This is a genomic window from Candidatus Proelusimicrobium excrementi (genome assembly GCF_937881865.1).
Lineage (GTDB): Bacteria > Elusimicrobiota > Elusimicrobia > Elusimicrobiales > Elusimicrobiaceae > Proelusimicrobium > Proelusimicrobium excrementi.
The window spans coordinates 1-25,893 of sequence record NZ_CALGEO010000049.1 but is presented as its reverse complement, the minus strand read 5'-3'; the positions used below and the strand labels follow the sequence as shown (position 1 = coordinate 25,893).

The 25,893-nt window shown below is 46.9% G+C and carries 16 protein-coding genes and 1 pseudogene; 7 read left to right on the top strand and 10 right to left on the bottom strand.

Translation table 11 applies throughout. From position 1 onward, the window contains the following. The 3 genes and pseudogenes from ACQY26_RS02570 to ACQY26_RS02560 form a co-directional block, all read left to right on the top strand. Nucleotides 1–5,197: pseudogene (locus ACQY26_RS02570) on the top strand (SDR family NAD(P)-dependent oxidoreductase); the annotation flags it as partial. 126 nt (nt 5,198–5,323) lie between these two features. After that, entirely contained in the window at nt 5,324–5,950 is a 627-nt protein-coding gene (locus tag ACQY26_RS02565; RefSeq protein WP_428047512.1) for a 4'-phosphopantetheinyl transferase family protein, read from the top strand. Between the two features lie 134 nt (nt 5,951–6,084). Beyond that, nucleotides 6,085–7,599, top strand: coding sequence for an acyl-CoA carboxylase subunit beta (locus ACQY26_RS02560; RefSeq protein ID WP_428047514.1), 1,515 nt, complete (start codon nt 6,085–6,087; stop codon nt 7,597–7,599). A 418-nt stretch (nt 7,600–8,017) separates the two neighbouring features. Here ACQY26_RS02560 and ACQY26_RS02555 read toward each other — a convergent pair whose 3' ends face one another. The 7 genes from ACQY26_RS02555 to ACQY26_RS02525 are packed head-to-tail and all read right to left on the bottom strand — an operon-like array spanning nt 8,018 to nt 13,973. Next, nucleotides 8,018–8,929, bottom strand: coding sequence for an RluA family pseudouridine synthase (locus ACQY26_RS02555; protein ID WP_428047511.1), 912 nt, complete (start codon nt 8,927–8,929; stop codon nt 8,018–8,020). Continuing rightward, nucleotides 8,901–9,680: a prolipoprotein diacylglyceryl transferase gene (gene lgt, locus ACQY26_RS02550; protein WP_428047510.1), complete on the bottom strand. Its 780-nt coding sequence runs from the start codon at nt 9,678–9,680 to the stop codon at nt 8,901–8,903. Before lgt ends, ACQY26_RS02555 begins: the two co-directional genes overlap by 29 nt. Next, nucleotides 9,658–10,311 carry an HAD-IB family phosphatase gene (locus ACQY26_RS02545; RefSeq protein ID WP_428047509.1) on the bottom strand — a complete coding sequence of 218 codons (654 nt, stop codon included), beginning with the start codon at nt 10,309–10,311 and terminating at the stop codon, nt 9,658–9,660. Before ACQY26_RS02545 ends, lgt begins: the two co-directional genes overlap by 23 nt. Next, the gene (locus ACQY26_RS02540; protein ID WP_428047508.1) at nt 10,308–10,934 is read right to left on the bottom strand and encodes an MBL fold metallo-hydrolase; all 627 of its coding nucleotides are present in this window, start codon (nt 10,932–10,934) and stop codon (nt 10,308–10,310) included. The genes ACQY26_RS02545 and ACQY26_RS02540 overlap by 4 nt, the downstream gene beginning before the upstream one ends. Further along, a complete protein-coding gene (locus ACQY26_RS02535; protein WP_428047507.1) occupies nt 10,931–11,206 on the bottom strand; it encodes an FtsB family cell division protein in 276 nt (91 codons plus the stop codon). The genes ACQY26_RS02540 and ACQY26_RS02535 overlap by 4 nt, the downstream gene beginning before the upstream one ends. Continuing rightward, nucleotides 11,203–12,471, bottom strand: a complete 1,269-nt coding sequence (eno, locus tag ACQY26_RS02530; RefSeq protein ID WP_428047506.1) for a phosphopyruvate hydratase — start codon at nt 12,469–12,471, stop codon at nt 11,203–11,205. The genes ACQY26_RS02535 and eno overlap by 4 nt, the downstream gene beginning before the upstream one ends. Before the next feature lie 20 nt (nt 12,472–12,491). Beyond that, entirely contained in the window at nt 12,492–13,973 is a 1,482-nt protein-coding gene (locus ACQY26_RS02525) for a hypothetical protein (protein WP_428047505.1), read from the bottom strand. A 141-nt stretch (nt 13,974–14,114) separates the two neighbouring features. Between ACQY26_RS02525 and ACQY26_RS02520 the strand changes: the two genes are divergently transcribed. From ACQY26_RS02520 to ACQY26_RS02505, 4 genes are all read left to right on the top strand, one after another. After that, nucleotides 14,115–15,224, top strand: a complete 1,110-nt coding sequence (locus ACQY26_RS02520) for an LptF/LptG family permease (RefSeq protein ID WP_428047504.1) — start codon at nt 14,115–14,117, stop codon at nt 15,222–15,224. Further along, complete coding sequence (locus tag ACQY26_RS02515; RefSeq protein WP_428047503.1) at nt 15,224–16,309, top strand: LptF/LptG family permease; 1,086 nt, start codon at nt 15,224–15,226, stop codon at nt 16,307–16,309. Before ACQY26_RS02520 ends, ACQY26_RS02515 begins: the two co-directional genes overlap by 1 nt. A 100-nt stretch (nt 16,310–16,409) precedes the next feature. Then, entirely contained in the window at nt 16,410–21,839 is a 5,430-nt protein-coding gene (locus ACQY26_RS02510; RefSeq protein WP_428047502.1) for a hypothetical protein, read from the top strand. 9 nt (nt 21,840–21,848) lie between these two features. Then, entirely contained in the window at nt 21,849–22,580 is a 732-nt protein-coding gene (locus ACQY26_RS02505) for a ComF family protein (RefSeq protein ID WP_428047501.1), read from the top strand. A gap of 41 nt (nt 22,581–22,621) precedes the next feature. Here ACQY26_RS02505 and ACQY26_RS02500 read toward each other — a convergent pair whose 3' ends face one another. From ACQY26_RS02500 to ACQY26_RS02490, 3 genes are read right to left on the bottom strand one after another with little or no spacing between them, the layout of a single operon-like run. Continuing rightward, nucleotides 22,622–23,527: a PdxA family dehydrogenase gene (locus ACQY26_RS02500; protein WP_428047500.1), complete on the bottom strand. Its 906-nt coding sequence runs from the start codon at nt 23,525–23,527 to the stop codon at nt 22,622–22,624. A 47-nt stretch (nt 23,528–23,574) separates the two neighbouring features. Further along, nucleotides 23,575–24,726: a peptidylprolyl isomerase gene (locus ACQY26_RS02495; protein WP_428047499.1), complete on the bottom strand. Its 1,152-nt coding sequence runs from the start codon at nt 24,724–24,726 to the stop codon at nt 23,575–23,577. After that, nucleotides 24,713–25,558 carry a peptidylprolyl isomerase gene (locus tag ACQY26_RS02490; protein WP_428047498.1) on the bottom strand — a complete coding sequence of 282 codons (846 nt, stop codon included), beginning with the start codon at nt 25,556–25,558 and terminating at the stop codon, nt 24,713–24,715. Before ACQY26_RS02490 ends, ACQY26_RS02495 begins: the two co-directional genes overlap by 14 nt. Between the last annotated feature and the right edge of the window lie 335 nt (nt 25,559–25,893).

Here is a 25,893-nt window from a genome sequence, read left to right as displayed (position 1 = left end):
CTCCGCTTCCGTGTGCACCTGCGCCGTGCCCGCTAAAAATCCCTGCGAAGTGCAAGTGGCCATAAGCGGCATAGCGGCCGGTACGCCCGGCAGCTGGCAAAAGGTTTTCCGCGATGGCAACCTTGACGAAATTTTGCAGGGCAAAAATTTTATTGAAAATATTTCAGTAAGCGAGCAGGAAAGACAAATCAGCAAAAACATTGAATACGTGGTAAAATCCCGCGTAGGAAACCACAGAGTCGAAAAGCTGACCGACGTTTCCCAATCCGTTAAATTGGCGGCCAAAAAAGGCGAATTTGATTTGGAAAAGGAATTCGGCGTGCCGGCGAAATGGGTAAAATCCATGGACCCGAGCTTTACCTTGGCCATAGCCGCAGGCATTTTGGCTTTGAAAGATGCCGGTATACCTTTGGTACTTTATTATAAACCCACCACCGCCGGGACTTATTTGCCGGACAGATGGGGCCTGCCGCAGAGCATGATAGACGACACCGGCGTAATTTTCACGTCCGCTTTCCCTACTGTCAACAGCTGGGCTTTTGAAGTTTCCACGAAAGTTGCCGACGCTTTAATCGGCAAAACCAAAAAAGAAGTCCGCGCTTTCTACGAGCAGATTATAAACAGCATAAGCGATGAATCCCTCAAAGCCCAGATTAAAGCTTGGTTTGAGGAAAAATTCGCCGAATACGAACATCATAACGCCAGGGTTTTCTCCCAGGATTTCCTGCTTAAAGCTATTCCTATAGCCCACAGCCAGTTCTGCCAATGGATAAGGGCGCGCGGACCTGCGACGCACTTAAGCGGCGCATGCGCTTCAACCGCGCAGGCTATCAGCGTAGCCGAAGACTGGATTAAACTCGGCAGAGCGAAGAGGGTAATCATTATTGCCGCCGACGACGTAACCAACAATGTAATTCAAGAATGGATTTTGGCCGGCTTTTTGGCTTCCGGCGCAGTCAGCCGCGAGGCCGACGTAACCAAAGCCGCTCTGCCTTTTGACAGAAGAAGAAACGGCATGATAGTCGGCATGGGCGCGGCCGGTTTGGTAGTGGAAGCCGAAGAAGAAATCCGCAAACGCGGTATGACTCCTTTAACCAGGCTTTTGGCTACGGAAATTACCAACAGCGCTTTCCACCCGACGAGAATTGACGTCAACCACGTCGCCGAGGTTATGGACAGAATGATGAGCAAAGCCGAAAAGAAATACGGGCTTAGCCGCTCCGATATGTCCAAAGAGATGGTGTTTATCTCTCACGAAACTTATACCCCGGCCAGAGGCGGCAGCGCCAGCGCGGAAGTCTTCGCTTTGAAGAATACGTTTAAAGGCGACGTCGAAAACGTAATCGTCAGCAACACCAAAGGCTTTACGGGCCACTCCATGGGCGCGGGCCTTGAAGACGTTATCGCCGTACATTCTTTAAACACCGGCAATGTTCCGCCTATCGCAAACTATAAAGAACCCGATCCGGAACTTGCGGGCATTAACCTCAGCAAAGGCGGCCATTATAACTTTAAATACGCTTTAAGGCTTGCCGCCGGTTTCGGTTCCCAGCTTTCTATGACTTTGCAGGAAAAAACTTGGAGCGAAGGAACCCCCAGAATTATCGACCAGGCAAAATATATGAATTGGCTTAAAGAAGCTTCCAATCAGGAAGCCCCTGTTCTTGAAGTCGTAAACAATACTTTAAGGATTAAAGATAATTATCAGGCCGGCAAAAAGCCCGCTTTGGTAATGGAAGCCTCTCAGGCTTTTGTAGATAAAGCTGCTACCGGGCATTTGCATACTCAGGCCGAACAGGCCCCTGCCGCTCAGCCGGTTGCTGCGCCCGTTGCGGCCCAGCCCGCCGTTGCTCCGGCTCCGGCCAAGAAACTTGACGAAGCTACTGTAACTGAAGAAATCGTTAATTTGATTTCCGAAAAGACCGGCTACCCCAAAGATATGTTGGAACTTGATTTGGATATGGAAGCCGATCTCGGTATCGACACGGTAAAACAAGCGGAACTTTTCGCGGCAATGAGGGAAATGTATAATTTGCCTCAGGCCGAAGGCATACAGCTTAAAGATTATCCTACGATAAGGCATTGCATTAACTATGCGTTGAGCGCGTCCAATAACGCCGGCAATACGGCAACGGCTCCTGCTCCGATACAAACGGTACAGGCCTCCGCGCCTGTAACGCCTGCTGTAACCCCGGTAACGGTTCAGCCGGCTCCGGCTCCCGCGGCTCAGCCTGTTGCATCCGCCCAGCCTGCGCCCGTTTCCGCTCCGGCCAAGAAGCTTGACGAAGCTACTGTAACTGAAGAAATCGTTAATTTGATTTCCGAAAAGACCGGCTACCCCAAAGATATGTTGGAACTTGATTTGGATATGGAAGCCGATCTCGGTATCGACACGGTAAAACAAGCGGAACTTTTCGCGGCAATGAGGGAAATGTATAATTTGCCTCAGGCCGAAGGCATACAGCTTAAAGATTATCCTACGATAAGGCATTGCATTAACTATGCTTTAAACGCTTCCAAGGCTCCTGCGGCTCAGCCGGCCGTTGAAGCGGCCCCGGCCGCCCAGCAGACTGCTCCCGTCGAGCAGAACGCCCCCGCGGCTCAGCCTGCGGCGGAAGCCGCTCCTGCCCCGGTTCCTGCGGTAACGGAACCCAAACAATATGAAGGCGAAGATTCCCACAATAAGAAACTCCGCTTCATCCCGACTTTGGTTGACGCTCCTTTGACTTCCGAAGCCAACCGCAGATTATCCGCCGACAGAACGGTGTTGATATTCTCCGACAGCGCGGCTTTAACCAGGGCTTATGTTGACGTTTTTAAAGCTTTGGGCGTAAAGACTCATATCTTTACCACGCTTAAAACGCGCAGCAAAAATACTACTATCGTAAATTGGGACAGCCTTGAAGAAACCACCGCCGCGCTTGAGCAATACGCCAAGGAAAATCCGGGTGCGGTGCAGGGTATAGTTTACCTCTTGCCTTGCTCCATTAAGAAGTTTGACAAGAAAATCAATCCGCATGCCGATTTGACCAAATTCTTAATGCCTTTGTTTATGGCTTGCAAGGTGTTTGTAAAGGATATGTCCAAACGCGATGACGCGGACACCTTCCTTTCCGTGGTGTTTAAAGTTGACGGCGCATTCGCTTACAAAACCAAAGAGGCTATCAGCCCTACAATCGGTTCAGTCTGCGGCGCGGCCAACTGCTTAAGGAAAGACTTCTACCAAATCGGCGGCGTATTCTCCAAGATTATGGATTTTGAAGCTTCCGCCGAGCCCGAATACATGGCCGTAAAGACAATTCACGAATTGTTTAAAGGCGATGACAGGGGCATGGTAAGCTACTATCAAGGCAACAGAAGCACTTTGTTCTCCGTACCGAGGAAGTTAAATATGTCCAGAAAACATATGGACTTAACCGGCAAAACGGTTGCATTTACCGGCGCGGGCCGCGGCTTGGGCGCGATACTTTCCCAGAAACTCGCCTCCCAGTATAAAGCCAGAGTGCTGATACTTGATATCATTGAACTTACGGACAAAACGCCTTATTGGGCCACTTTGAACGAAGCCGAACTTAAAGAGCTTAAACAAAAAATGTGGCTTGATATGAAAGCTGACACCAGCGTGCGCGCCACGCCCGTCATGCTTGAAAGGGCTTTTGGCAAGGTAAAAGATTCCATTACTCTTTACAAGAACATGCAGAAGATTAAAGCTTTGGGCGGCGACGTCGACTATTATCAATGCGACGTTACCAACGGCAGCATGATGAAAGACGTCGTAACCAGAATCAAAGCCAAATACGGCAAAGTCGACGGGTTGATACACTTCGCCGGTTTTGAAAAATCTAAACTGTTCACGGATAAAACCACCGATGAATATTACAGAACTTTCGATATTAAAGCCACCAGCGCGGCCGCTTTCGTAGCGTTGAACTTCGTAAAAGATACGGGCTTCTACGCTTTCGCCTCTTCAATCGCCGGCAAATACGGCAATTTGGGCCAGAGCGACTACGCCAGCGCAAACGACTTCTTGGCAAAATTGTGCATCTCCCTGCATAACCAAGGCCAAAGGGCTGTCAGCATTGACATGAGCGCTTACGCCAACGTCGGCATGGGCGTCCGCCCGGGCGTGGTGGAGTTCTTAACTTCACACGGCGTTAAGTTCGTTGATCCTTACGACGGTATGCAGATATTCTTGAACGAAATCGTCTACGGACGCGTGCCTGAAATCGTACTTACCGACGACCTTGGCGCGCTCGACTTGGACGGCCAAGTCAGGATTAACGATCCTTTCATTCTTGAAGAAGAAACCGAGGAGGGGGGCAACACCCCCTCCGGCGGCAACGGCGGCGATAAAGGCGGCGCATCATCTTCAGCTCCCGCCGAACAACCCGCTCAGGAAAGCGTAAAACAGCCCGAAGCCGAAACCGAAAACTTTTTTTTAGGAGAAGTTAAAAACCTTTCCGCCGGCAAAGAAATCGCCGCGGAAAACACCTTTAACGCTGAATATCCTTTTCTTTTTGATCACGCCATTGAAGGCACCCCTTATGTCCCGGGCGTTATGGGTATAGAAACTTTTATGGAAACCGCTTCCATGCTTGAAGGCAAAACGCCTCAGGGTTTGGAAGACGTTCACTTTTACCTCCCTATCAAATTGCTTAGGCGCCGCCCTCAGAGCGTACGCATAAAAGGCGTAAACGAAGGCGGTAAAGTCAGCATGGAAATCGAATCCGATTTCATCAACAGCAAAGGCGTAAAAATGGGCAATACGCGCCGCCATTTTACGGCCAGAGTTTTGGAACATTTTGAAAGCAAATGGAACAACTACAAAAATAAATTTGATTTTGGGACTTCCGGCTTTGCCGTGACCAAAGAAGAAATTTATTCCAAGTTTTTCCACGGGCCTTCTTTCCAGGTTTTGGGCGGTATACTTAAAATAGACGAAAACGCCGTCCTCGGCGTTTACGAAAAACCTTCGCAGGTTCTTTTCCACGACGGTCCGAAACATCTTTTGGCTTATCCTATGCTTATTGAAGCCTGCTTCCAAACCTGCGGATACAGGGATTTGGCCGTTGAAAACCGCATGACCTTGCCCGATTCAATCGGCAAAATTTACATACACGGCAAAGGTGAAGCCCCCAATAAGCTTTATACTTTGGCCGTTTTCACAGGTAAGAACATAGAAGGCAAGAGTATTTACGACGGCTTTGTCTTTGATGAAAAAGGCAAGCTTTGGATAGAACTTTCGGACTATCAAATGATAGGCCAGTAATCTGCGGGCTCCGCCTTTTTAGGCGGAGCTTATTTTATCAGCGCGGAGATTTAAATGAGTTATAAACTTAAAATAGTGGATTTGGACAAGCTTCCCCCCGCGGAGGAATTTTTAAGCCCCAGGGAACTTAAAACTTATGAAGGTTTTAAAGTGGAAAAACGCCGCCGCGAATGGCTCGGCGGAAGATACGCTTTAAAGAATCTTGCCAGCGGGTTTTTTATTTTTGACATTCGTCAAATAGAAGTTCTCAACAGAACTTCCGGCCAGCCGGCCTTAGGCGTTCCGTGCGGTTGCAACCTGCCCGTATCGATAACGCACAGCGGCGATTTTGCCGCCGCGGCCATAGCCACTACGGGCATGGGCATAGGAGTTGATATGGAAGTTATAGAACCCAGAAGCCATGCTTGGATGAATCAAAGCTTCTGCCCGGAGGAAATATCCTCTTCCGCGCCGGTATTTTTAACGGAACTTTGGGCCAAAAAAGAAGCGGTGCTTAAGTTTATGGGCGTTGGCCTTTCATTGGACACCAAAGATATCAGATTTATAAACGGACATTTGCAATTCTACGGAAGAGCATTGGATTTATGGGCTAAATTAGGCAGCCCGAACGTACACGTGGACGTCAAAGATTTAGACGGGGGCTATAAATTGGCCGTTGCCAGTGAAGCTCCGCTTTTATAGAGAGGATTTTTATGGAAGAAGCAGTTAAGAAGGACGCCAAAGGCGCGGCGCAGAAAGAAGCCAAAGACATTAAGGAAAGCAGAGATGCCAAAGAAACTTCCGTGCCGGAAAATATAAAAACTTTCCGCGCGAATATGGAAAAGGCCCGCACCAGCCCGGCCGACAAAGTGGAAGCGCAGAAGAAGAAAGGCAAATTTACGGCGCGCGAAAGACTACAGTATCTTTTGGATGAGAACAGCTTTTTTGAAATCCGCACTTTGGCCAAATCAAGATGTACAGATTTCGGCATAGCGGAAAAGGATTTAAAAGGCGACGGCGTAATAACCGGTTTCGGCCGCATAAGCGGCCGGGAAGTCGCCATATTCGCGCAGGATTTTACCCAGCTCGGCGGATCTTTGGGTTTGGCCCACGCGCAGAAAATAGCTTATATAATGGATTTGGCGCTTGAAGCCAAAATCCCGGTAATCGGCCTTTTGGACAGCGGCGGCGCCAGAATACAGGAAGGCGTTGACAGCCTTGACGGCTACGGCGAAATTTTTTACAGGAATGTTAAAGCTTCCGGCGTTATTCCGCAAATTTCCGTAATTTTGGGCCCTTGCGCGGGCGGTGCGGTCTATTCTCCGGCTTTGACGGACTATATTTTTATGGTTGACGGCATAAGCCATATGTTTGTAACGGGGCCGGGCGTGGTTAAATCCGCCACCGGCGAAGACGTCGATTTTGACACTTTGGGCGGCAGCAAAGCCCATAGCCAAAAAAGCGGCGTATGCCACATGGTCGCCAACAGCGAACAGGATTGCTTCAGGCAGGTGCGCGATTTGCTTACTTTCCTTCCGCAAAGCTGCAATGAAAAACCTTTAAGCACCACCACGATAGATTCCCCGGAAAGGAAAACCCCCATCATGGAAAAGATTTGCGCCATGAACCCCAAAATGCCATTCCGCATACAGCATGCTATATGGGAACTCGCCGATGAAAACAAGTTCTTTGAAATACACCGCGATTTTGCCAAAAACGTCGTAGTGGGCTTTATCCGCATGGGCGGGGAAGTCGTCGGAGTGGTCGCAAACAATTCCGATCACTTGGGCGGCGCGCTTGATTTGCACGCCAGCGATAAAGCGGCGCGTTTTGTACGCTTTTTAAATGCTTTTAACATACCGATACTTACGCTTGTCGACATCGGCGGATATCTGCCCGGCGTGGAGCAAGAACACGGCGGTATTATCAGGCACGGAGCGAAACTGCTTTACGCTTACTCCGAAGCCAGCGTACCCAAGATTACTTTGGTTCTGCGCAAAGCCTACGGTGGCGCGTATATAGCCATGAGTTCTAAGTATTTACGCGGTGATTTTAATTTTGCCCTTCCTTCGGCCGAAATCGCCGTTATGGGCCCCCGCGGAGCGATTGAGATACTCTACTCCAAGGAAATTAAATCCGCTCCCAAAGACAAAGTTGAAGAACTTAAGGAGAAACTTACCAAGGAATATGCGGCCAAGTTTGCCTCCCCTTATCAAACGGCGTCAACGGGCTCTATTGATGAGGTTATCGAGCCCTCAACCGCGCGTCAGCGTATTATAAGGGCGCTTAGGATATTAAAGAACAAGCGGGACCCTAAGAACAATCCCAATAAAGGGAATATACCTCTTTAAGAAAAGCCCTCCGCAAGGAGGGCTTTTTAGTGTTTTCTTTTTTCGTGTTAAGTTAAATTTTCGCGGCTAGCAAGCTTACGTATTTGGCCTGATTTTGTTTGACTCATGCTAAGTTTTACGCTCACGGCTAGCAATTTTCCATATTTGGGTAAATTGAGGTTCTTTCCTCGCGTGATATTAGGTTCTTATGGCTAGCAAACTTCCGTATTTGGCCGTATTTGTGTTTTTTCGTCAGTCGGATACTGCGCCGGCTTTGCCGGCATCATGCTTAGTATACCTTCATCCTCAAAAACTCAAATCCCGCTCAAATATGAAAAATCACGTAAGTAAAGTTTGAAAAATCAATCTGCTATAGTTTTGGCCCTTGGGGGTATAAATCAATTCCTTAATAGCGAAACCGAAAAGTGCGGAGGATTTTTTAGGCTTTCTTGCCGGATTTGACTTCCCGCCAGGCTTGCATAAAATCGACCGGCGGTTCGGCTTCAAAACAAAGCTTTCTGCCTGTAAAAGGATGTTTAAATTCCAGTTTTCTGGCGTGAAGCATAAGCCTTGGGGCCTGTGCGCCCTTATACAGCCAATCGCCCAATACCGGGTAGCCCAGCCAGCTCATGTGTACGCGCAGCTGGTTTGTTCTGCCGGTTTTAGGGTAAAGTTCCATAAAGCAAAAGCCTTTTGCGCGCTCAATAACTTTATAGCCCGTTACGGCTTGCCGTCCCAGGGGGGAGGCTTTTATTTTCCCTCCGGCAAGGCGGCCTATGGGCACATCGATAATGCCCTCGTCGTCGGGTATGTCGCCGCAGCAAATGGCGTTATATGTTTTATACATTTGCCTGTCTGCGAACATTTGGCTTGCCGCCAGCTGAAATTCCTCATTTTTGGCTATCATCATAATGCCGCTTGTTTCGCGGTCCAAACGATGAACCAGCCCCGCGCGGGGAGGGTTTTCAAAATTCTTTATTTTGCTTTTTAGTATCGCCGTTACCAAAGTTTCTTCCGTACCTTCTAAGACTTCGGGGTTTTCCTCCCAGGCTGAACTTTGCGGGTGCACCAAAACGCCTGCGGGCTTATTTATCACTATAAAATCTTTAGTTTCCGCAACGATAATATCCTTAAGGTTCAATTTTGAAGAAATTTCCGGCCAAGTTATTTCAATAATATCGCCGTCTTCCAGCGGCCAAGAGGGCTTTCTGGCTTTTCCGTTTACGGTAACCAAACCCTCCTTAATTAGGTTTTGGATAAGGCTTCTTGAGTAATTTTCGCAAAATTCTGTTGCAAAAACGTCAAGACGTTTTTGTTTGCCTTCAAATATTATCGTTTGTTTTTTTTGCATAAGTCCTCTTAATAAGAAAAATTGTCATCGCGCCGGCCAGCAGCAGCGATATTATTTGTGAGGGGGACATCCCCGCCGTAAACGCACCGCGGTCGTCCGCGCGCAGAAATTCGGTAAAAAACCTTATTAGGCAATAGCCCAGCACGTAAACCGCGCTTAAAGTGCCGCGTTCACGGCTTTTTTGTGAAAGTTTGTTAAGAACCAAAAATAAGGCGAAAACAAGTACCGCTTCTATTAATTGCACCGGGTAAAGCGCATGACCGTGCAAATGCGCCGGCACCAAAGAATCCGGGTTTGTAAAGTGTACGCCAAGGGCTTCCGGGGCTTCTTTGCCGTAACAGCACCCCGCAAAAAAACAGCCTAGCCTGCCCAATGAGTGCCCCAAAGCCACGGCGGGTGCAAAAAAGTCCGCCGCTTTAAAAAACGGCGTTTTATTTTTTCTGACGGCCCAAAATCCTGCCGCCGCCGCGCCTATAAGCCCGCCGAAAAACACAAAACCGTAGCGCAGTTTCTCAATTACGGAAGACGCGACGAAAGCGTCCCGGTTAAGAATTATAAAAAACAATTTCCCGCCGATAAGCGCGCCCAAAATAAGGTAAAAAATAATATCAAGCAGCCGCTCTTTGCTCAGGCCGAGCCTTTGCTTGTAATGCAGGCAATAAAGTATCGCCGCCAAATAACCTAAAGCCGTCATTACGCCGTACATCGGGATGGTGCGGCCGAAAATCTCAGGCAGCAGATACGGATACATCTTTCCCCCTTACCAAATCAAAAGCCAAGGTATAATCGTCAAAATGAATATATTGCATGCCGCGTTCTTTAAGTAAAGTTTCAAGGCGGGAAGTCGCAAAAACTATATCTGCGGAGAGTGCGGCCTCAAAATCGCCGGGCCCGTCCCCGAAGAATATTACTTTGCGCCCTTCTTTCTTGTAATGTTTTACGCGTGATTCTTTAAAAGCTTCCATGGTAAGGCCGTTATAATCCGGGAAGGTTACTTCTATGCCTTCCGGTTTTATTACTCCTTTGACGCTGCCTATTTTTATTTGAGTGCAGTCGAAGGCCTCAAGCACCGGTTTAATGTAAATATCAAGCCCGCCGGAGGCGATTTCAAAGGGAATATCGTGTTTTTTGGCGTAAAGACACAAATCCCTGAAGCCGGGACGGACCAAAGCTTTTTCAAGAATTATTTTTTCAAATTCTTCTTTCGTGGTTTTTACGGAACCGAAATGGTTTTTCATCCATTCCCTGGCGTCGGCTTTGCTGTTATAGGCTTTTTCTATTTTTTCGGGCGAAGTCAGCCCGTAATGAATGCAAAGCGCATTGCCTATATCTTGGGTTGTGATTGTTCCGTCAAAATCGGTTATAAGGGCGTATTTCGTCATATCATATCTTCAAAATTGTCGGGTTCTCTTAAGGCCATTTTGATAAAAGGATTGTTCTTTACTTCCTTTTCTATCGTCGTGCTGCCGGTTCCGTCGGAGCCGTAAGCGTGGCCGGAATAAACAGTCGTTTTGCCGGGCAAAGCGGCCAAACGCTGAAGGCTTTTAGTCATTTGCCTGGGGTCGGAACCGGGCAGATCCGTCCTTCCGCAGGCGTTCGGGAATAAAGTGTCCCCGGTAAAAAGTATATCGCCGATTTTTATGCAGACGGAACCTTTGGTATGCCCCGGCGTACTTAAAAAGCTGACCGTAAGCCCGGCCAGTTTTTCGCTGTGGTCGCCGTCATAGGTTATAAGCTGTTCTTCCGGCAGGCGGCTGCTTTCCGCGTCGGAGGCTTCTATATAGCCTTTAATCCCGTATTTGCGCATAAGTTCCTGCGCGCCGGCTACGTGGTCGTAGTGGCCGTGTGTGAACAATACGGCTTCCGGGGTGATTTTTTCGTCTTCAAGCAGCCTGTAAATGGCTTTCATGTCCCAAGTGGGATCAACGATAAGGCCCTTGCCTTTATGTTCCACTATATAGGTGCAGTTGCCCATTTCGCCCAGCTGGAGGATATATACTTTCATTTTGCAGTCCTAAATTCTATTTCTCCGGGTTTTACCATATTGTATTTAACCCGGGCCGTTCTTTGTAAATAAGAAGTGTCGCCTTCCTGAATTTTTTGGTATTCTTCGGCGAGTTTTTTATATTCTTCGTCAAGCGCGGCGGAATGCGCGTTTAATTTTTTAAGTTCAAGGATATTATGCGTCAAGCTTAAAAAGCTTCCGTTGAACAGTAAAACCGCGGCCATAACCGCCAACGCTATCAGAAGAAATTTCGCTTTTTTTAAAACAGTCATTTTTTAAATGTTTTGTCTTTGGCGTAAACGGCTTTGCCGCCCAGTTTCTCTTCTATCAGCAAAAGACGGTTGTACTTGGCAAGCCTTTCGCTTCTTGCCGGCGCGCCGGTTTTTATTGCCCCGGCGTTTACGGCCACGGCGAGATCGGCTATAAAGCTGTCTTCCGTTTCGCCGGAGCGGTGCGATATAATTGTGGTGTATCCGGCTTGTTTCGCCAAATAAATCACGTCTATCGTTTCGCTTACGCTGCCTATTTGGTTAAGTTTTATTAAAATTGAATTGGCGGCTTTTTCCTCTATGCCTTTTTCCAGGCGTTTCTTGTTGGTAACAAACAAATCGTCGCCGACTATATTTATCTTTTTGCCGAGCTTTTCCGTAAAATGCCGCCAGCCGGCCCAATCGTCTTCCTGCAAAGGGTCTTCTATGGAAACCAGAGGATATTTTTCCGTCCAGGAAGAATAAATTTCCGTCATTTGCCCGGAAGTCCTGTTTTGGCCTTCAAATTTGTAAGAGCCGTCATGGAAGAACTCGCTCGCGGCGGCGTCCAAAGCAAGGCTCATTTCGGGATATCCCGCCTGTTTTGCGGCCGATATTATAGTTTCCAAAACTTCTGCGTGCGTACTTATTTTAGGCGCAAATCCGCCCTCGTCGCCCACGGCCGTAACCATACCCTTTTTTGCGAGATCGTTTTTAAGAACGTGATAAGTTTCCGCCGCGGCGCGCAGAGCTTCTTTAAAAGAAGGCGCAAAAGCGGGAACTATCATAAATTCCTGCACGTCCAAGCCGCTGTCGGCGTGTTTGCCGCCGTTGATGATGTTAAGCATCGGCGCGGGCATCAGCCAGCCTTCTTCCGGCAGTTCGTAAGCGCGCCTTAAATAGCGGTAAAGCGGTTCGTTTAAGCTTGCCGCGCCGGCCCTTAAAACCGCCATTGATACGGCCAGTATGGCGTTTGCCCCCAAAGAAGTTTTATTTTCGGTTCCGTCCAAATCCAGCATGGCTTTGTCTATAAGGCGCATGTCTTCAATATCGTAACCCTGAAGCAGCTTCTCTATTTTGGCTACGTTCGCCACGGCTTTCAGCACGCCTTTGCCGTTGTATCTTTCGTCTTTGTCGCGCAGTTCCAAAGCTTCATGGCTGCCGGTGGAAGCCCCGCTGGGCACCGCCGCCGAACCGAAAGCGCCGTTTTCCAGTACTACGTCGGCCTGAACCGTGGGAAATCCCCTTGAATCCAAGATTTCCCTGGCTTTTATATTCTTTATTTTCATACTGCTACCCCTTGAGGTCTTTATTCTTCGGATAAAGACTCTATAATCTTCTGCGCCTCGGCTATAAGTTTTGCCGGCGCGGCTTCGTCTTTGGCTTCGGCGTAAATCCTTATAAGATGTTCCGTTCCCGAAGGCCTAAGAGCCAGCCAGCTGCCGTTTCTCAATATAAACTTAAAGCCGTCCGTTTGGTCTATTCTCCAAACGGAAGTCTTGTTTATTGACAAAGGCGGCCTAAGATTAAGTTTCTCCATAATTTGATTAATTTCAATCTCTCTCTTGGGGATACTTACCTTTTTGTCGTAGTACATATTGTATTTTTTGTAGAAATCTTTAAAAAGCTGTTTAAGGCTTTTTCCGCTTACGGCGAGCATTTCCAAAGTAAGCATACAGGCCATAAGACCGTCTTTATCGGGCATATGGTTTGATATGGCCACACCGCCGGATTCTTCCGCGCCGAATATATACTGCCCCGTCATCATAAGTTCGTTGATGTATTTAAAGCCAACGGGCGTTTCGCGTACGGCCAGGCCGTGCGCTTTGGCGACTTCGTCTATCAAATTGGTGGTAATCAAACTTCTGCAAACGCGGCCTTTTTGGCCTCTGTATTCTATTATATGCTCCAAAAGTATCGGGGCTATTTGGTTTGGGGAAATCCAATATCCGTCCGGCCCGATAATGCCGAATTTGTCGCAATCCGTATTGCAGGCTATGCCGACGTCCAGCTTCTTTTTAACTACTAGCTTGCTGAGTTCCGCCAAAGCTATTGGGCCGGCATTGGGTACTTTTCCGCCGAAGAGTACGTCGGTCCCTTCATGCAGGCCTTCAACTTCGCATCCGCAAAGTTTCAGAAATTCCCTGAAGTAATTGTCCGCAGTGCCGAAAAGCGGATCTATACCTACTTTAAGTTTGGCTTTCTTTATGGCTTTTACGTTTATCAGGGAAGACAAATGTTTTATGTATTCGTCCCTGAAGTTAAATTCGCTGACGGCGGAGTTTTTATAGCCGAATTCCGGCAGTTCCCTTACGGAGCTTGCGCCCGGTATATGGCTTTCTATATCGGAAATAACTTCATTGTTGGCTATGCCGCCGTAATAGGAGATCCATTTCAGCCCGTTTTGATGATAATCGGCTTCGCTTGCGGTGATGACTACAGCGCCTACCGCGCCCTGTTTAAGTACGGCCCATTCCGCCACAGGAGTAGGGAGGGGATAAAACGCCCTTTTAACGCTTATGCCTTTTGAGGCTAAAACGTCGCAGACTATATCTGCGAATTTATCCGACATAAACCTCGTGTCCGTACCCACTATTACCATGGGCCTTTTAAATTTGAAGCCGTTTTCTCTTATGTGTTTTTGGTATCCTTCGCCTTCAAATCCGTAGTATTCGTCTGTAAAAATGTGTTCGGCTATGGCAACGGAAAGCCTGTAAATGTTTTGCGCGGTTACATTTTCGGCTATTGCGCCCCTGAAACCGGCCGTAGAAAATCTGATATCATTAGCCATAAATACCTCAATAAATATAATTCTGTTAAAGCAATATACAAAAATTTAAGCCAAAAGGAAAGACGCAGCCCGCGCGGCTTTTGCTCCGCGGGCGTTTTAGGCTTTGCGGCGCGCCTTGCATATATTTGCTAAAATAAATCTGTGCCAGGGATAATATTCAGATATATAGCTAAGAATTTGGCGATATTCTTTTCGGGAATATTGTTCGTTTTCGTTTTTGTCGTTTTTATGGGGCAGTTCTCGCAGATTTTTACTTATGCGATGAACTACGGCGCGGATATTCTGTGGGTATTTTCGACGATGATGTATATGGTGCCGGATATTTTGGTGCTCAGCGTCCCCATGGCCTTCCAGATTTCCATTTTAATGACGCTTACCTCCATGGGCCAAACGGGGGAAGTTATGGCTTTGCGCGCGGCGGGATTTTCGTTCATGGAGATATCCAAACCGATTTTGATTTTCGCCGCTTTTTTGGTGCTTGTAATGACCGGCTTAAACGGCTGGCTTAGTCCTTTGGGCCGGCATCACGTCGAGCAGAGCAAGGCCGATATAGCTTCCAAAATTTCAAAAGTAAACATAGAACCTAAAACATTTATAAATTTGGGCGACTGGGATTTGTTCGCCGAGAACGTGGATAAAAAGAACAAAACGATTTATCAGGTTCACCTTTCCCGCAAAAACGACGACAGCGCTTTCAGCACCAAAGTAAACGCTTCCGAAGGAAAAGTCGACATAGGCGGGGACGGTATTTCCCTTACTTTGTATAAAGGCCAAATGCAGCGCGTATATTCCCTTGAAAGCAGAAAAATAATCACTTCGGAATTTAACAAATACTCCGTATTTATCCCTTTGACGCAGAAAACTGACGACGACCACCGCGTAAAAGCTTCCGAACTTACCACCCCGCAGCTTATAAAAGCGATTAAGGAAGGTCCTTCGTCTATGGGCGAAAGAGAATGGCGGGAATACCGCCCCGCCGTTACTTACCGTATGGCGATGGCTTTATGCCCCTTGATATTTTTCCTTTTAAGCTGCCCGGTCGCTTTCGTCAATACGAAAAAAGCCGGCAGAGCCGGCGCCATGATTTACAGCTTGGCTTTTATTTTCGCCTATTTCGGGCTTATAACGGTCGGCAACAGTATAGCGGAAAAAGTGGAAAACGCCGCTTTGGTCTACGCCGCGCCTTTTTTGCCCGTGGTTTGCGGGCTTGCCGCCGGCCTTTATTTATGGAAGAAGAGGCTTTCCGACTGATGAAAATACTTTACGGCTACATAGCCAAAAAATTTTGGGGCCCTTTTGTTTTTATAATCAGCATTTTTGCGGTGCTGATATTTTTGGGCGACAGTTTGGAGAAAATCCGCTGGATAAACAGCTACGGCACCACTTTGGGGCTTGTGCTTAAATACAGCTTCCTTACAATGCCTTCCTGGCTTGTGCAGATTTTGCCCGTAGCCTGCCTTTTAAGCGCGCTTTTTGTCATATCCGATATGATTGCAAGCGGCGAGTGGACGGCGTGCCTTGCCGGGGGATTTTCCGTAAGGCAAATATTCAAACCTTTGATAGCCTGTATTTTTTTAGTGGCCGTGGCCGGCTTTTGCGTGCAGGAATTTTTCGTCCCGGACTTAAGCAAAAAGGCCGAGCTTACTTTGCAGCGTAAAATACGCGGCAAAAAAGAATGGTATTTCAACGTGCAGAACGACGTTACTTTAAGGCTCGATAATCAGCGCGTTCTTTTTGCCAAAACGGTTAAAGCCGACGAGGGCGTCATGGACGGTATGTTTATAGACGTTTACGATAACAGCTGGTCCATAACTTCCCAAATCAGCGCGAGGCGTTTCGTTTGGGATAAAAATAAAGAAAAATGGATTTTTGAAGACGGTTTTATAAGATATTTCGGCAAAAACGCCGCGGTTACGGAGGAAAGCTTTTCCGTATTGGATTCCGATTTTACCGTTCCGCCGGACCAAATCGCCGTCGGCAGCGCAAAGCCTTCTTACCTCAGCATAAGCGATTTGATAAGACGCATCAAATTTTTAAAAGCCAGCGGGCTTACCACTTTCCAGGAAGAAACTTTCTTCCATTCCAAATTGGCCGCGCCTTTCGCCACCGTAATCATGTGCCTTTTGGGTATGCCTTTTGCTATAGCTTTAAAACGTTCCAGCAAACTTCTTAATATCGTGGCGGCCATAGCGATAGGTTTTACGTTTTGGTGGATAGTTTCCATGCTGACTTCTGCCGGTGAAAGCGGAATGATAAACCCGGCTGTCGCCGGCTGGCTGCCCGTGGTCTTGTTTGCTGCGGTGGCGTATGCGGAGTTTAAACTGCTTAAGATATAATATTTTGATAATATAGCCATATATTCAAACATTTAAATAAGCAAGCATATAAATTATACGCTTGCTTATTATTTTTTATAGAATTAAACTAGAGGATTTTGTGCTTAAAAAATTATTAAGGTTGTTTTTGTGCTTCTGCCTGCTTACGGATTGTTTCAGCCTCAGCGCTTTCGGCGCGGAGGCGCGGCCCGATTCGCCGGACAAAGCCGAAGAACAATCTTTTGAAAACTCCGTTCTTAAAGACCCAAGCCGCTTCGGCGACGGAATAAAACTTTTTGAGCCTTCCCGCTACGGTTTTTTGGCGGAAGAAAAGCCCCTTCTGCTTCCTTATGAGGAAACTTCCCCGGAAGAGGAAGACGATTACTTCCGTTATAACCGCGCTTATTTGGAAAACGTCATAAAAGATATGGAAGGCGGTATAGAAATCAAAGAGCGCGCCACGGAATATATCGAAATTTTAAATCCTTCGCTTTTGCTGCCTATATACGGCACCACCATTTCCATGACAGGGCGCAAAACTTTCGGCATAAAATACGACGTAAAAAAATATAAGGAAAACAAAAGCACCGTAGATGACAGAAATACCAGCAGCATGGAATTTGAGCAGGAAATGCAGCTTAAAGTGCAGGGCAAAATCAGCGACAGAATCTTTGTCGACATCGACTATGACGACCAACGCGAAGACGCCCAAAACATCGGCGTTTCTTACCGCGGCAAACCCGGCGAGATAGTGCAAAGCGCGGATTTCGGCGATATAGAACTTTCGCTTCCCGGAACGGAATTTATATCTTACAGTAAACAGGTGTTCGGCGCCAAGATGCACCTTCAGTACGGCGACGCGCATTTAAGGCTTATCGGCAGTCAAAACAAAGGCGAAAGCAAAAGCAAACAATTTAAAGGCGACAGCGTTTTTGAAACCGTCAACATTAAAGATTTGCAGTATATCAGGCGCAAATATTACGACCTTACCTTCGGCTACCAAACGGGCGCAAGCGCAAGCACTCAATGGGCTTACGCGATAAGGCAGGGTACGGAGCGCGTTTATATAGACGATCATACCAACGGCGGCTATCAGGTGGCCATGAAAGCCGTGGATATAAAAACGGGCGCGGTTTATCCTTCAAACGGAGGCACGGCCGCATTCAGGCTTTTAACGCGCGGCGTTGATTATACCGTTGATTACAATCAAAATATTTTAATATTTAACAACAGCCTTAACGCCACGGACGTCGTTGCGGTTGATTATGAAAATTCACAGGGGGCCGTTCCCTCTTCCGCCCAGCCTGACGGTTACCCGATACTGATTAAAACCAACAATGACCGCCCGATATCCTCTTCCGACGAGCTTGATTATCAGTTGGAAATAAAGCGTTACTACAATATCGGCGCCACGCAGATAACGCGCGATGACGGCAGCGGCAATTTTATTTTGAAACTTCTTGAATCCGACGGCGCGGAAGTATGCGCTTCTTCCGATACGAGGCCTTTTTGTCAGTTTACCGTAGATTATGATAAGGGCATATTCAAAATAGGCGGGCGTTTCAGCGACGTAAGCCTGTATAATTCCACGCCGGTTTCCTCAACCAACAGATACTTTTTCGTTCAGTATACGTCAACGGTTAAGACTTACTTTCTGGAATCGGATATCGTCGTCCAGTCAGAAACTGTAAAAGTAAACGGGGCCACTATGGCGCGCAATAAAGATTATTACGTGGATTACGCATCCGGCTTCATAACGTTTTATAATTCCGATTTAATAGGCTCCAACAGCGTAGTTGACGTTACTTACGAAGTATCCGGCGGCGGGGAAGACACCGCGCTTATGGGCGGGCGTTTTAATTATGATTTTACGGATAAAATATCCGTCGGCGCAAGTTTGTTGAACGAATCCGGCAGCGAGCCGAAACGCGTTCCCAACGTGGGCGCGACGGCCAGCAGCTTAATGGCCATGGAGGCGGATTTTAAGGTCGAAGTCGCCGAAGGCGTACATGTCAGTTTGGGCGGCGAGGCGGCGCAAAGCCGAAAGGATGAAAACCTCTTTGGTTACGCGATGATAGACAGCATGGAAGAAACCAAAGAATACATAAAAGCTTCAACCGTATACAGCGATTGGAAGATAGCCTCAAACCCCACGGCGGAAAGCAACTTTTTTGACGCCGTCCGCTGGGATTCTCAGGATGTACCCATGCTGCAAATAAACCCGTCAGCCATAGCCAACGGCGACGACAAACAAAACGTCCTGCTTATAAATTACGATTTCAGCATAGCCCAAGATAAAGGGTACGGCGACAGGGACGAAGTTTCAATAGTCTTCCCGATAAGCAATTCCGGCGTGGACTTTTCCGATAAAACCCTATTTGAACTTACCATGCAGGGGGAAGAAAACGGCCCTCTTATCAACGTAACTTTCGGTACGGTTAATGAAATGTCCGATAACTACGGCGATTACTCCTCGCTTTTGGCGGCCGGATTTCAGCTGGATCAAATCTTCCCCGTTTGCAGCAAGTATTATGTAGCCGGTATGAACACCGTCCCCAAAACCGAAGATTTAAGGTGTACGGGCAAACTTACCAATTCCGAAGATATGGGCTGGCTCTATATCAACCCGGACGGTTCTTATCAGCGTTATAATCCTTTTGCAGATAACGTTTACAATCCTTTGCCTCAGCCTACCGGGAAGATAGAAACTCAGGATCTTAACGGAAACGGGCTTTTGGATTCGGAAGATTTGACTTCCGGCGGAAGCTTCGGCTTCGCCGGGCAGGAGATACAAGGCCTGCCTGGCGGGGAAATAAACTTTTCCGGCTGGAAAACTTTCAATCAGGAAGTGGACTTCGGCTCTGCCACAAATGTTTGGGGTACGGATTGGACTTCTATCCAGCAAATGCGCGTTACGCTTAAAAGGAACCCTAACGGCGGCAAACTTAAGGGGCAGATAAGGATAGCTTCTTTGGGGGTTTCCGGCAGCGTGTGGCAGCCCTTGGATACGGATGAAGAAGTGCTTTTAAGCTACGGCATAAACAATGTTGATAATACGCATTATAAACCTATTTTCAGCGACGCAGGCGACGGAGGGGAAGTCTTCCGCACCTTGTACGGTTCCGTCAACGACCTTAAAAAGGACGACGGCACCAATAATATAGAGGAGCAGTCTTTGGCTTTGCAATATGATTTCGGCAAAAATCCCGCGCTTGAAAAAGTTTCTGTCCAGCATAACTTCAGCGCGATGGATTTTTCCAAACACAGGCAGTTCCGTTTTTTACTTTACAATAACGGGGACATAGACGAAGACACTTCATTTTATCTGCGTATCGCCGCAGACGAAAACAATTACAGCGAAGTCCGTGTTCCTTTGGATTTTAAAGACGCTTGGCGGCTTTACAGCCTTAAACTTATTGATACCAACGGCGATAATATACCCGACCGCTGGGAAAATATTTCCAAATATGATGCTTCCGTCGTAAACGAAGGTATGCTTAACTATAAACGCGTAGGCATAATAACGGCCGGTATAATCAAAGCGGACGGAACAACGCCTAAGGGTGAAGTATGGCTTGATGATATTTTCCTTGCGGATTCCATGGTTACCGTCGGCAACGCTTATATGGCCCAGGCCAAAGTAAGCGTGGATAATTGGTTCGACGCAGGCGGCAAGATAACTTATATGGACGAAAACTTCCAAACGCCGGTAGCTGTGGCCACAAATCAGAAAAACCGTCAGGAAGATTACTATTTAAAATTCAAACGCTTTAAAAAACTTCCAATAAACGCCAATTATTACCGCTCCAACACGATAACGCCCGACGTGCTGGGCTATAACAGCAGCAATACCGTCAGCCTTTTGGACAAAGGCGAAGTCAACCGCGACAGAGGCAGCATCAACGCGGAATATATAGACGGGAAACTGCCGACTGTCGGCGTAAGTTACTCTTTTGAAAACGCCGATTACCAAATGCTGGAAAGAAAAGACGACAGCGACACGTACAGCCTCACTCTCAACCACACCGCCAAGAGCAGAGAGAATATAATAAAAAGCTTTTCCGCGGGTACTTCTTTGGTAAAAAGCAAAATAGATTACAGCGACGCCCAGCTGGTTTCCTCTTCCGGCGGATATTATAACAGCGACACTACTACCCAAAACTATAATTTTAAGATGACTTTATCCCCCTGGCAGGGCACTTCTATCGTGCCGAGTTACAGCCTTACTTCCGCCGACGAAAAAAGGAAATATTTTGACGCTTCCGACGGTATAGAATCTTTCAAGAATAAAAAATACAGCAAATACGCATCGGAAACGGCTTCGGTCAGTACGGCTTTAAGGCTGCGCCCGTGGCTTACTCCTACGGCCAGTTACAGCGTAAGCGTTAAGGAAAACAACAATCTCAGCAGAACTTCTTATAAAGCCAATGATACAACCTATACCTTTGACATCGGCGACGTAAAAAGCATTAACAGAAGTTCCGAAGGAAACGTGGCACTTTCTTTAAACGGGCGTGATATGCTGCCCAAATCCAAATTGTTTTCGGCCTTGACGCTTTCCGGCTCCTACAGACTGCAGGACGGCGACGCTTGGGAAAACGTGCCGGATTCTTTTGAGTCTTTGGATAAACTTTGGCTTAGGAGCTCCATGGGCATAAATTCCCCTTACAGCTACAGAAGCAGTCTTACTATGCGCGACACTTACAGCGCGGCGATGCGCTGGTCGCCTTTTAAAGAATACGGATTCAGCGGTATGGCCGCGCCGATAAAAACGATTTCCGTTATCAACAACTTCTCCCGCAGTTATCAAACGACTGAAGATTTGGGTTCTGAATATAAAACGGTAACCTCCACCCTGCCGGATGTGGTGTTCTATATAGACGAACTGGAAAAGTTTTTCGGTTCTTCGGGCAAGGTTCTTTCCGGGGCGAATTTAAAACTTAAATATGCGTTTTCCACCAATGAAACTTTAGGCACGGATTATAAAGAGGACGTGGCTTACGGCGGTGATTTGCGCTTTGTTCTTTTTAACTATTTTGATACGACTTTAAGCTACACCGAGCAGCGTCAGGATAAAACGGATCTTAAAGTAAACGAGCCTTTGGCCACTTATTTAAGGAAAGATTTTTCGGCGCAGACGTCATTTTCCCACCGTGCATTCCGCTTCACGCCGAAAATAACTTATATCTATGACAAAAGCGAAGAAGTCGGCGACGTGTTGGTCGACCGGGTTGAGGAAATAGTGCCCAGCCTTAACGTCAGGGTGGATTTTAATTTGCCGTTCAGCTTCCGTCTGCCGCTGTTGGGCGCGCAGTATCTTATGACGAACCGCGTTATATGGAACACCACCGCCAGTTATTCGCGCAGGCGTTCTTTTACCGTGGACGAGAACCGTGATTTAATTGATATTACAACAAGCCTGGATTATGAAATTTCCAAAAACGTCCGCCTGACTTTATCCGGCGCGTTTCAGGACTTTAAACATCTTTACATAGCGGAAGATTCTTACACGGCCTATAATATAGGCACAATGCTTACTATACAATTTTAACGGGGTCTTATGGCGTTTAAACTTTTGCGCGAAGCCGGCAATTTGCTTTTGCATATTTTCTTCCCGAGGACTTGCTTTTGCTGCGGGCGCGATATCCCGCGCAAAAACTCCGCTTTGCTCTGCCGGGAGTGTACAAAAAAGCTTGAGCCGGTTGAAGGCCTTATCTGCGCAAGGTGCGGGCTTCCGCTTAAAAGCGGCGGCGCACATTGTTTTAACTGCCGCGGAAGCAAAGCCGCCAAGTATAAATGTTCTTATATAAGATCGGCCTTATGTTTCAACGAGCCTTCCCGCGCTTTGGTGCACGCTTTTAAATATGAAAAGTATGTATGCGCGGCCAAGTTTTTCGCGCCTTTAATGTACAAAACTTTTAAGGAGAATCCGCCTTATTTCGAAGCCGAACTCATGGCGCCGGTTCCGATACACAAAAGCCGTATGCGCAAAAGGGGATTTAACCAAGCTTGGCTTTTGGCGGAGGAACTTTCAAAATATAATCATATCCCGGCGGAAGATATTTTGCTGAGAGTCAATAAAACCAAAAGCCAAACTTCTCTTAACAGGGCCGAGAGAAAAGAAAACATCAAAGACGCTTTTAAACTTAAACCCGGGATAAGCGTAAAAGGCAAAGCCGTAATTTTAATAGACGACGTCTGCACCACCGGCGCGACTTTGGAAGAATGCGCCCGCGTACTCAAAAAAGCCGGCGCGCGGGAAGTTTTGGCCTTAACCGCTTTAAGAGAATAATTTATATCAATTGCGCTGTGTTATTAGGTGTGGAGAACGCTTTATTGTTTCCTTTGCAAAGCGTATTCTATCGCCGCCAGCATTGAAGATTCATTCGCCGCGTTTTGCCCAGCAATGTCAAAAGCGGTTCCGTGCGCCGGGGAGAGCCTTAAAAATTTAAGGCCGGCGGTAATATGGATTACGGGCTCTTTCGCGGCCAGTTTAAGCCCAAGCAGGGCCGCGTCGTGGTACATCATCAAAACGGCGTCGTTTTTTGCGTTTATATGCCTAAGCCATAAAGCGTCTACGGGATAAGGGCCTGCGGCGTTTATGCCTGCTTCTTGCAGTTCCCGCACGGCGGGTATTATGGTTTTTATTTCCTCCGAGCCTATTTTGCCGCCATCGCCGCCGTGCGGATTAAGCGCGGATATTTCAATAAGAGCCTCGGGGGCGATTTGCGCCGCCAGTGTTTTGGCCGCCTCTTTAATTCTTTCTTTGGTTATGGCTTCGCTTAAATCTTTTAAGGCGTAATGTTCTGTTACCAATCCGCAGCAAAGCCTTCCGCTTCTAAACATCATCAAAGCCCCGGGATTGCCGGCGCGCTCGCGTAAAATTTCCGTATGTCCCATATATTTTACGCCGGCAGATTGCCAAGCCTCTTTTGATATCGGCGCGGTGATTAGAGCGTCGGCTTTTAACTCCTCGGTAAGGGCGATAGCCTTTTCTACGGCTTTAAAAGAAATTTCTCCTCCTCTTTTTGAGGGCTCGCGCTTTTGCGGCGCGCGGTAATTTGAAGTTATATTTATATAGCTGATATTGCCCTCAAGCGCGCCTGATTTTTTAAAAGCGTCAACGTCGCCTATCAGCGTAAATGCGGCGTCTTTTGCGTTAAGTTTTTTTAAAGCTTTAAAAGTTACTTCCGGGCCTATGCCGTAAGGGTCGCCCAATGTGATGATGATTTTCTTCATAATAAAAAAGGGCGGGTTATTCCCCGCCCTTAAAAGGAATTTTTTATTTATTTCTTTGCCGCAGGTTTTGCCTCGGTTTTTGCCTCGGGTGCGGGCTGGGAATATTCAAATTTAACCATTACTTTGATTTCCGCTTTGTCTTTGAGTGAATTTAAAAACTCAATATTGGCTTTTTGCATTTCGGCCGCGGCCAAAAAGCGGGCGAGTTCCGGTTCGATTTCTTTATAAGTAAAATCTTTTTGCGCTTTTTTCTCGTTTACTCTTATAACGTAGTAGCCGTCTTCGGTTTTAATCGGGTCGCTTATTTCGCCGACTTTTACGTTAAACACTTTATCGTCAAAATCTTTAGGCATAAGCCCGCGGATTAAAATCATTTCTCCGCCGGCGGCCAACGGGGTCTTGTCGTCGGAGAATTTTTCTATGGCTTCCGTAAAGGTTATTTTGCCCGAAGCGATTTTCTTTTTGATGTCTTTGGCTTCTTTTTCCTTAAGTTTCCAGTTGGCCTGAGTCGCGTTTTTATCAACTTTCACGAACACGGGGGAAAGTTTTATTTGTTCGGCCGTAAGCTGGGTAAGCTTGGCGGCCAAAGGCGCGGCAAGTTCAAGTCTTTCTCTGGAGAGTTTTTTAATTGCGGCCTGTTCGCCTTTCATTAAAACGCGGATATCGTCGTACAGCTGCTGGGTCTGCTCCTTGGTAGGGGCTTTTGCCTTTTCTCTGGCGACGGAATCAATCATTTTCTTTACCGCCAGCTGGTCTTTGATTCTGTTTTCAAACTGTTTATATGTAAGGCCTTCTTTTTTAAGCTCGTCATTAAAAGCTTTTTGGGCTTCTTTTTCGGTCAAATCTTTGCCGGAAGCGTCCTTTTGAAAACGCTTTTTGATTTCCACTATGCTTTCGTTGACTTCGCTGTCTTTTACCTTAATGTTTTGTTCTTTGGCGGCCTGCAAAAGCAGCTGTTCTATTATCATTTGGTTTAAGACTTCTTCTTTAATGGCCGTAACATTGTCTTTGTTTGCAAGTACGGCGGGTTCTCTGTTTTTATAGTTTTCCAAAGTCGCCTGGGATACTTTTTCATATTCGGAATTTAAAATCGGTTTTCCGTTTACCGTAGCCACGGTGGAATCGACTACTTTCGCATTAAGCGCAGCCGCGCCTAAGAATGCGGCCAGCGTTATTGCGGTTATTTTATTTAGTTTCATCAGTTGTTACCTCCACGCGATACTTGCTTTTAAGGGAATTTAAGTACGCGTCCATTTTTTGTTTTTCCAAAATTTGTCTTATACGTTCTTTTGCCTGATTGTAGGTCAGCCTTTCTTCGCCCGTTTTCATTATTATATGAAATCCGCGCGGCGTTTTTATAAAACCCTGCACCTGATACGTCGGCGTATTGGCCGCAGCTACTTCTATCTGCGGCAGATATTCGCCCGGGATAAACGGTTCCAGCGCGCCTTTGTTCTTTTTTGATACCGGATCTTTTGAAAATTTCTTTACGGCGTCTTCAAAAGTCTGTTTGGTTTTGGAATTTCTTATGGCGCGGGTTACGTCGGCCGCTTCTTTGGGGTCGGTCAGCAGTATTTCAAGCAAATAAATTTGATAAGGATATTTTTTGTGATAGGCTTTTATTTCCTCTTCGCTTACGGCTATGGTGCCGTCTTCATAAAGTTTTTGGAGGAGAAGCCGGTTAAGCGCGTATGCTTTTGCCTTTTCCAGCCTGGTTTTCTGTTCGGTTTCTATATCCTTAATTTCCTTAATATAATCCGGGTTTTGCTCAAGGCCGGCGTCTTTTGCGGCCTTTAACATTAGTTTCTCGTTGATAAGATAATTTAAAAAGTTTTCTTTGCCGATATCTGTCTGAAGAAATTTCTTAAAGGAATCGTCAAGCTCCGCCGCTTGAGCGTTAAAATCCGCTTCGGTGATAGCTTCCCCTGATATTTGGGCAAGCACGGGGGCTTGTGGTGTATTTTGCTCCTCCTGCTTTTTATGACAGGCGCAGAGCGTCAGGGCCAGAATGGGGAGGAGGAGTTTTTTCATATATACAGTTTAGCAGTTTAGGGAGGTTAAGAAAAGGGGGGATTGTCTTACTAGGTCTAAGTTACGCACTCGTATACTTTTACTCGGTCTATGTTAAGTCTTTGCTGCTATCAAGCTTTAATGTTTAGGCAAATTTTGATTTTTGCTTCGGTCGGATACACGGGGCTCCGCCCACTCTAGGTATACCTTCCTCATTAAAAATCAAAATTTTCTCTAAATCTTAAAGCTTACGCTACTTTTATGCTCGCACGTTTTTTACTCGCGTGATATTACATTCTCGCGGCTAGCAATTTTCCATATTTGGGTAAATTTTTATTTTTTTAAAGCTTCGGATA

What these genes read in the sequence shown, in the direction of transcription:
- lgt (WP_428047510.1), bottom strand. Translation starts at nt 9,680, where the DNA reads ATGTATCCGTATCTGCTGCCTGAGATTTTCGGCCGCACCATCCCGATG.
- ACQY26_RS02565 (WP_428047512.1), top strand. Translation starts at nt 5,324, where the DNA reads ATGAGTTATAAACTTAAAATAGTGGATTTGGACAAGCTTCCCCCCGCG.
- ACQY26_RS02560 (WP_428047514.1), top strand. Translation starts at nt 6,085, where the DNA reads ATGGAAAAGGCCCGCACCAGCCCGGCCGACAAAGTGGAAGCGCAGAAG.
- ACQY26_RS02525 (WP_428047505.1), bottom strand. Translation starts at nt 13,973, where the DNA reads ATGGCTAATGATATCAGATTTTCTACGGCCGGTTTCAGGGGCGCAATA.
- ACQY26_RS02540 (WP_428047508.1), bottom strand. Translation starts at nt 10,934, where the DNA reads ATGAAAGTATATATCCTCCAGCTGGGCGAAATGGGCAACTGCACCTAT.
- ACQY26_RS02545 (WP_428047509.1), bottom strand. Translation starts at nt 10,311, where the DNA reads ATGACGAAATACGCCCTTATAACCGATTTTGACGGAACAATCACAACC.
- ACQY26_RS02555 (WP_428047511.1), bottom strand. Translation starts at nt 8,929, where the DNA reads ATGCAAAAAAAACAAACGATAATATTTGAAGGCAAACAAAAACGTCTT.
- ACQY26_RS02495 (WP_428047499.1), bottom strand. Translation starts at nt 24,726, where the DNA reads ATGAAACTAAATAAAATAACCGCAATAACGCTGGCCGCATTCTTAGGC.
- ACQY26_RS02490 (WP_428047498.1), bottom strand. Translation starts at nt 25,558, where the DNA reads ATGAAAAAACTCCTCCTCCCCATTCTGGCCCTGACGCTCTGCGCCTGT.
- ACQY26_RS02515 (WP_428047503.1), top strand. Translation starts at nt 15,224, where the DNA reads ATGAAAATACTTTACGGCTACATAGCCAAAAAATTTTGGGGCCCTTTT.
- ACQY26_RS02505 (WP_428047501.1), top strand. Translation starts at nt 21,849, where the DNA reads ATGGCGTTTAAACTTTTGCGCGAAGCCGGCAATTTGCTTTTGCATATT.
- ACQY26_RS02500 (WP_428047500.1), bottom strand. Translation starts at nt 23,527, where the DNA reads ATGAAGAAAATCATCATCACATTGGGCGACCCTTACGGCATAGGCCCG.
- ACQY26_RS02535 (WP_428047507.1), bottom strand. Translation starts at nt 11,206, where the DNA reads ATGACTGTTTTAAAAAAAGCGAAATTTCTTCTGATAGCGTTGGCGGTT.
- eno (WP_428047506.1), bottom strand. Translation starts at nt 12,471, where the DNA reads ATGAAAATAAAGAATATAAAAGCCAGGGAAATCTTGGATTCAAGGGGA.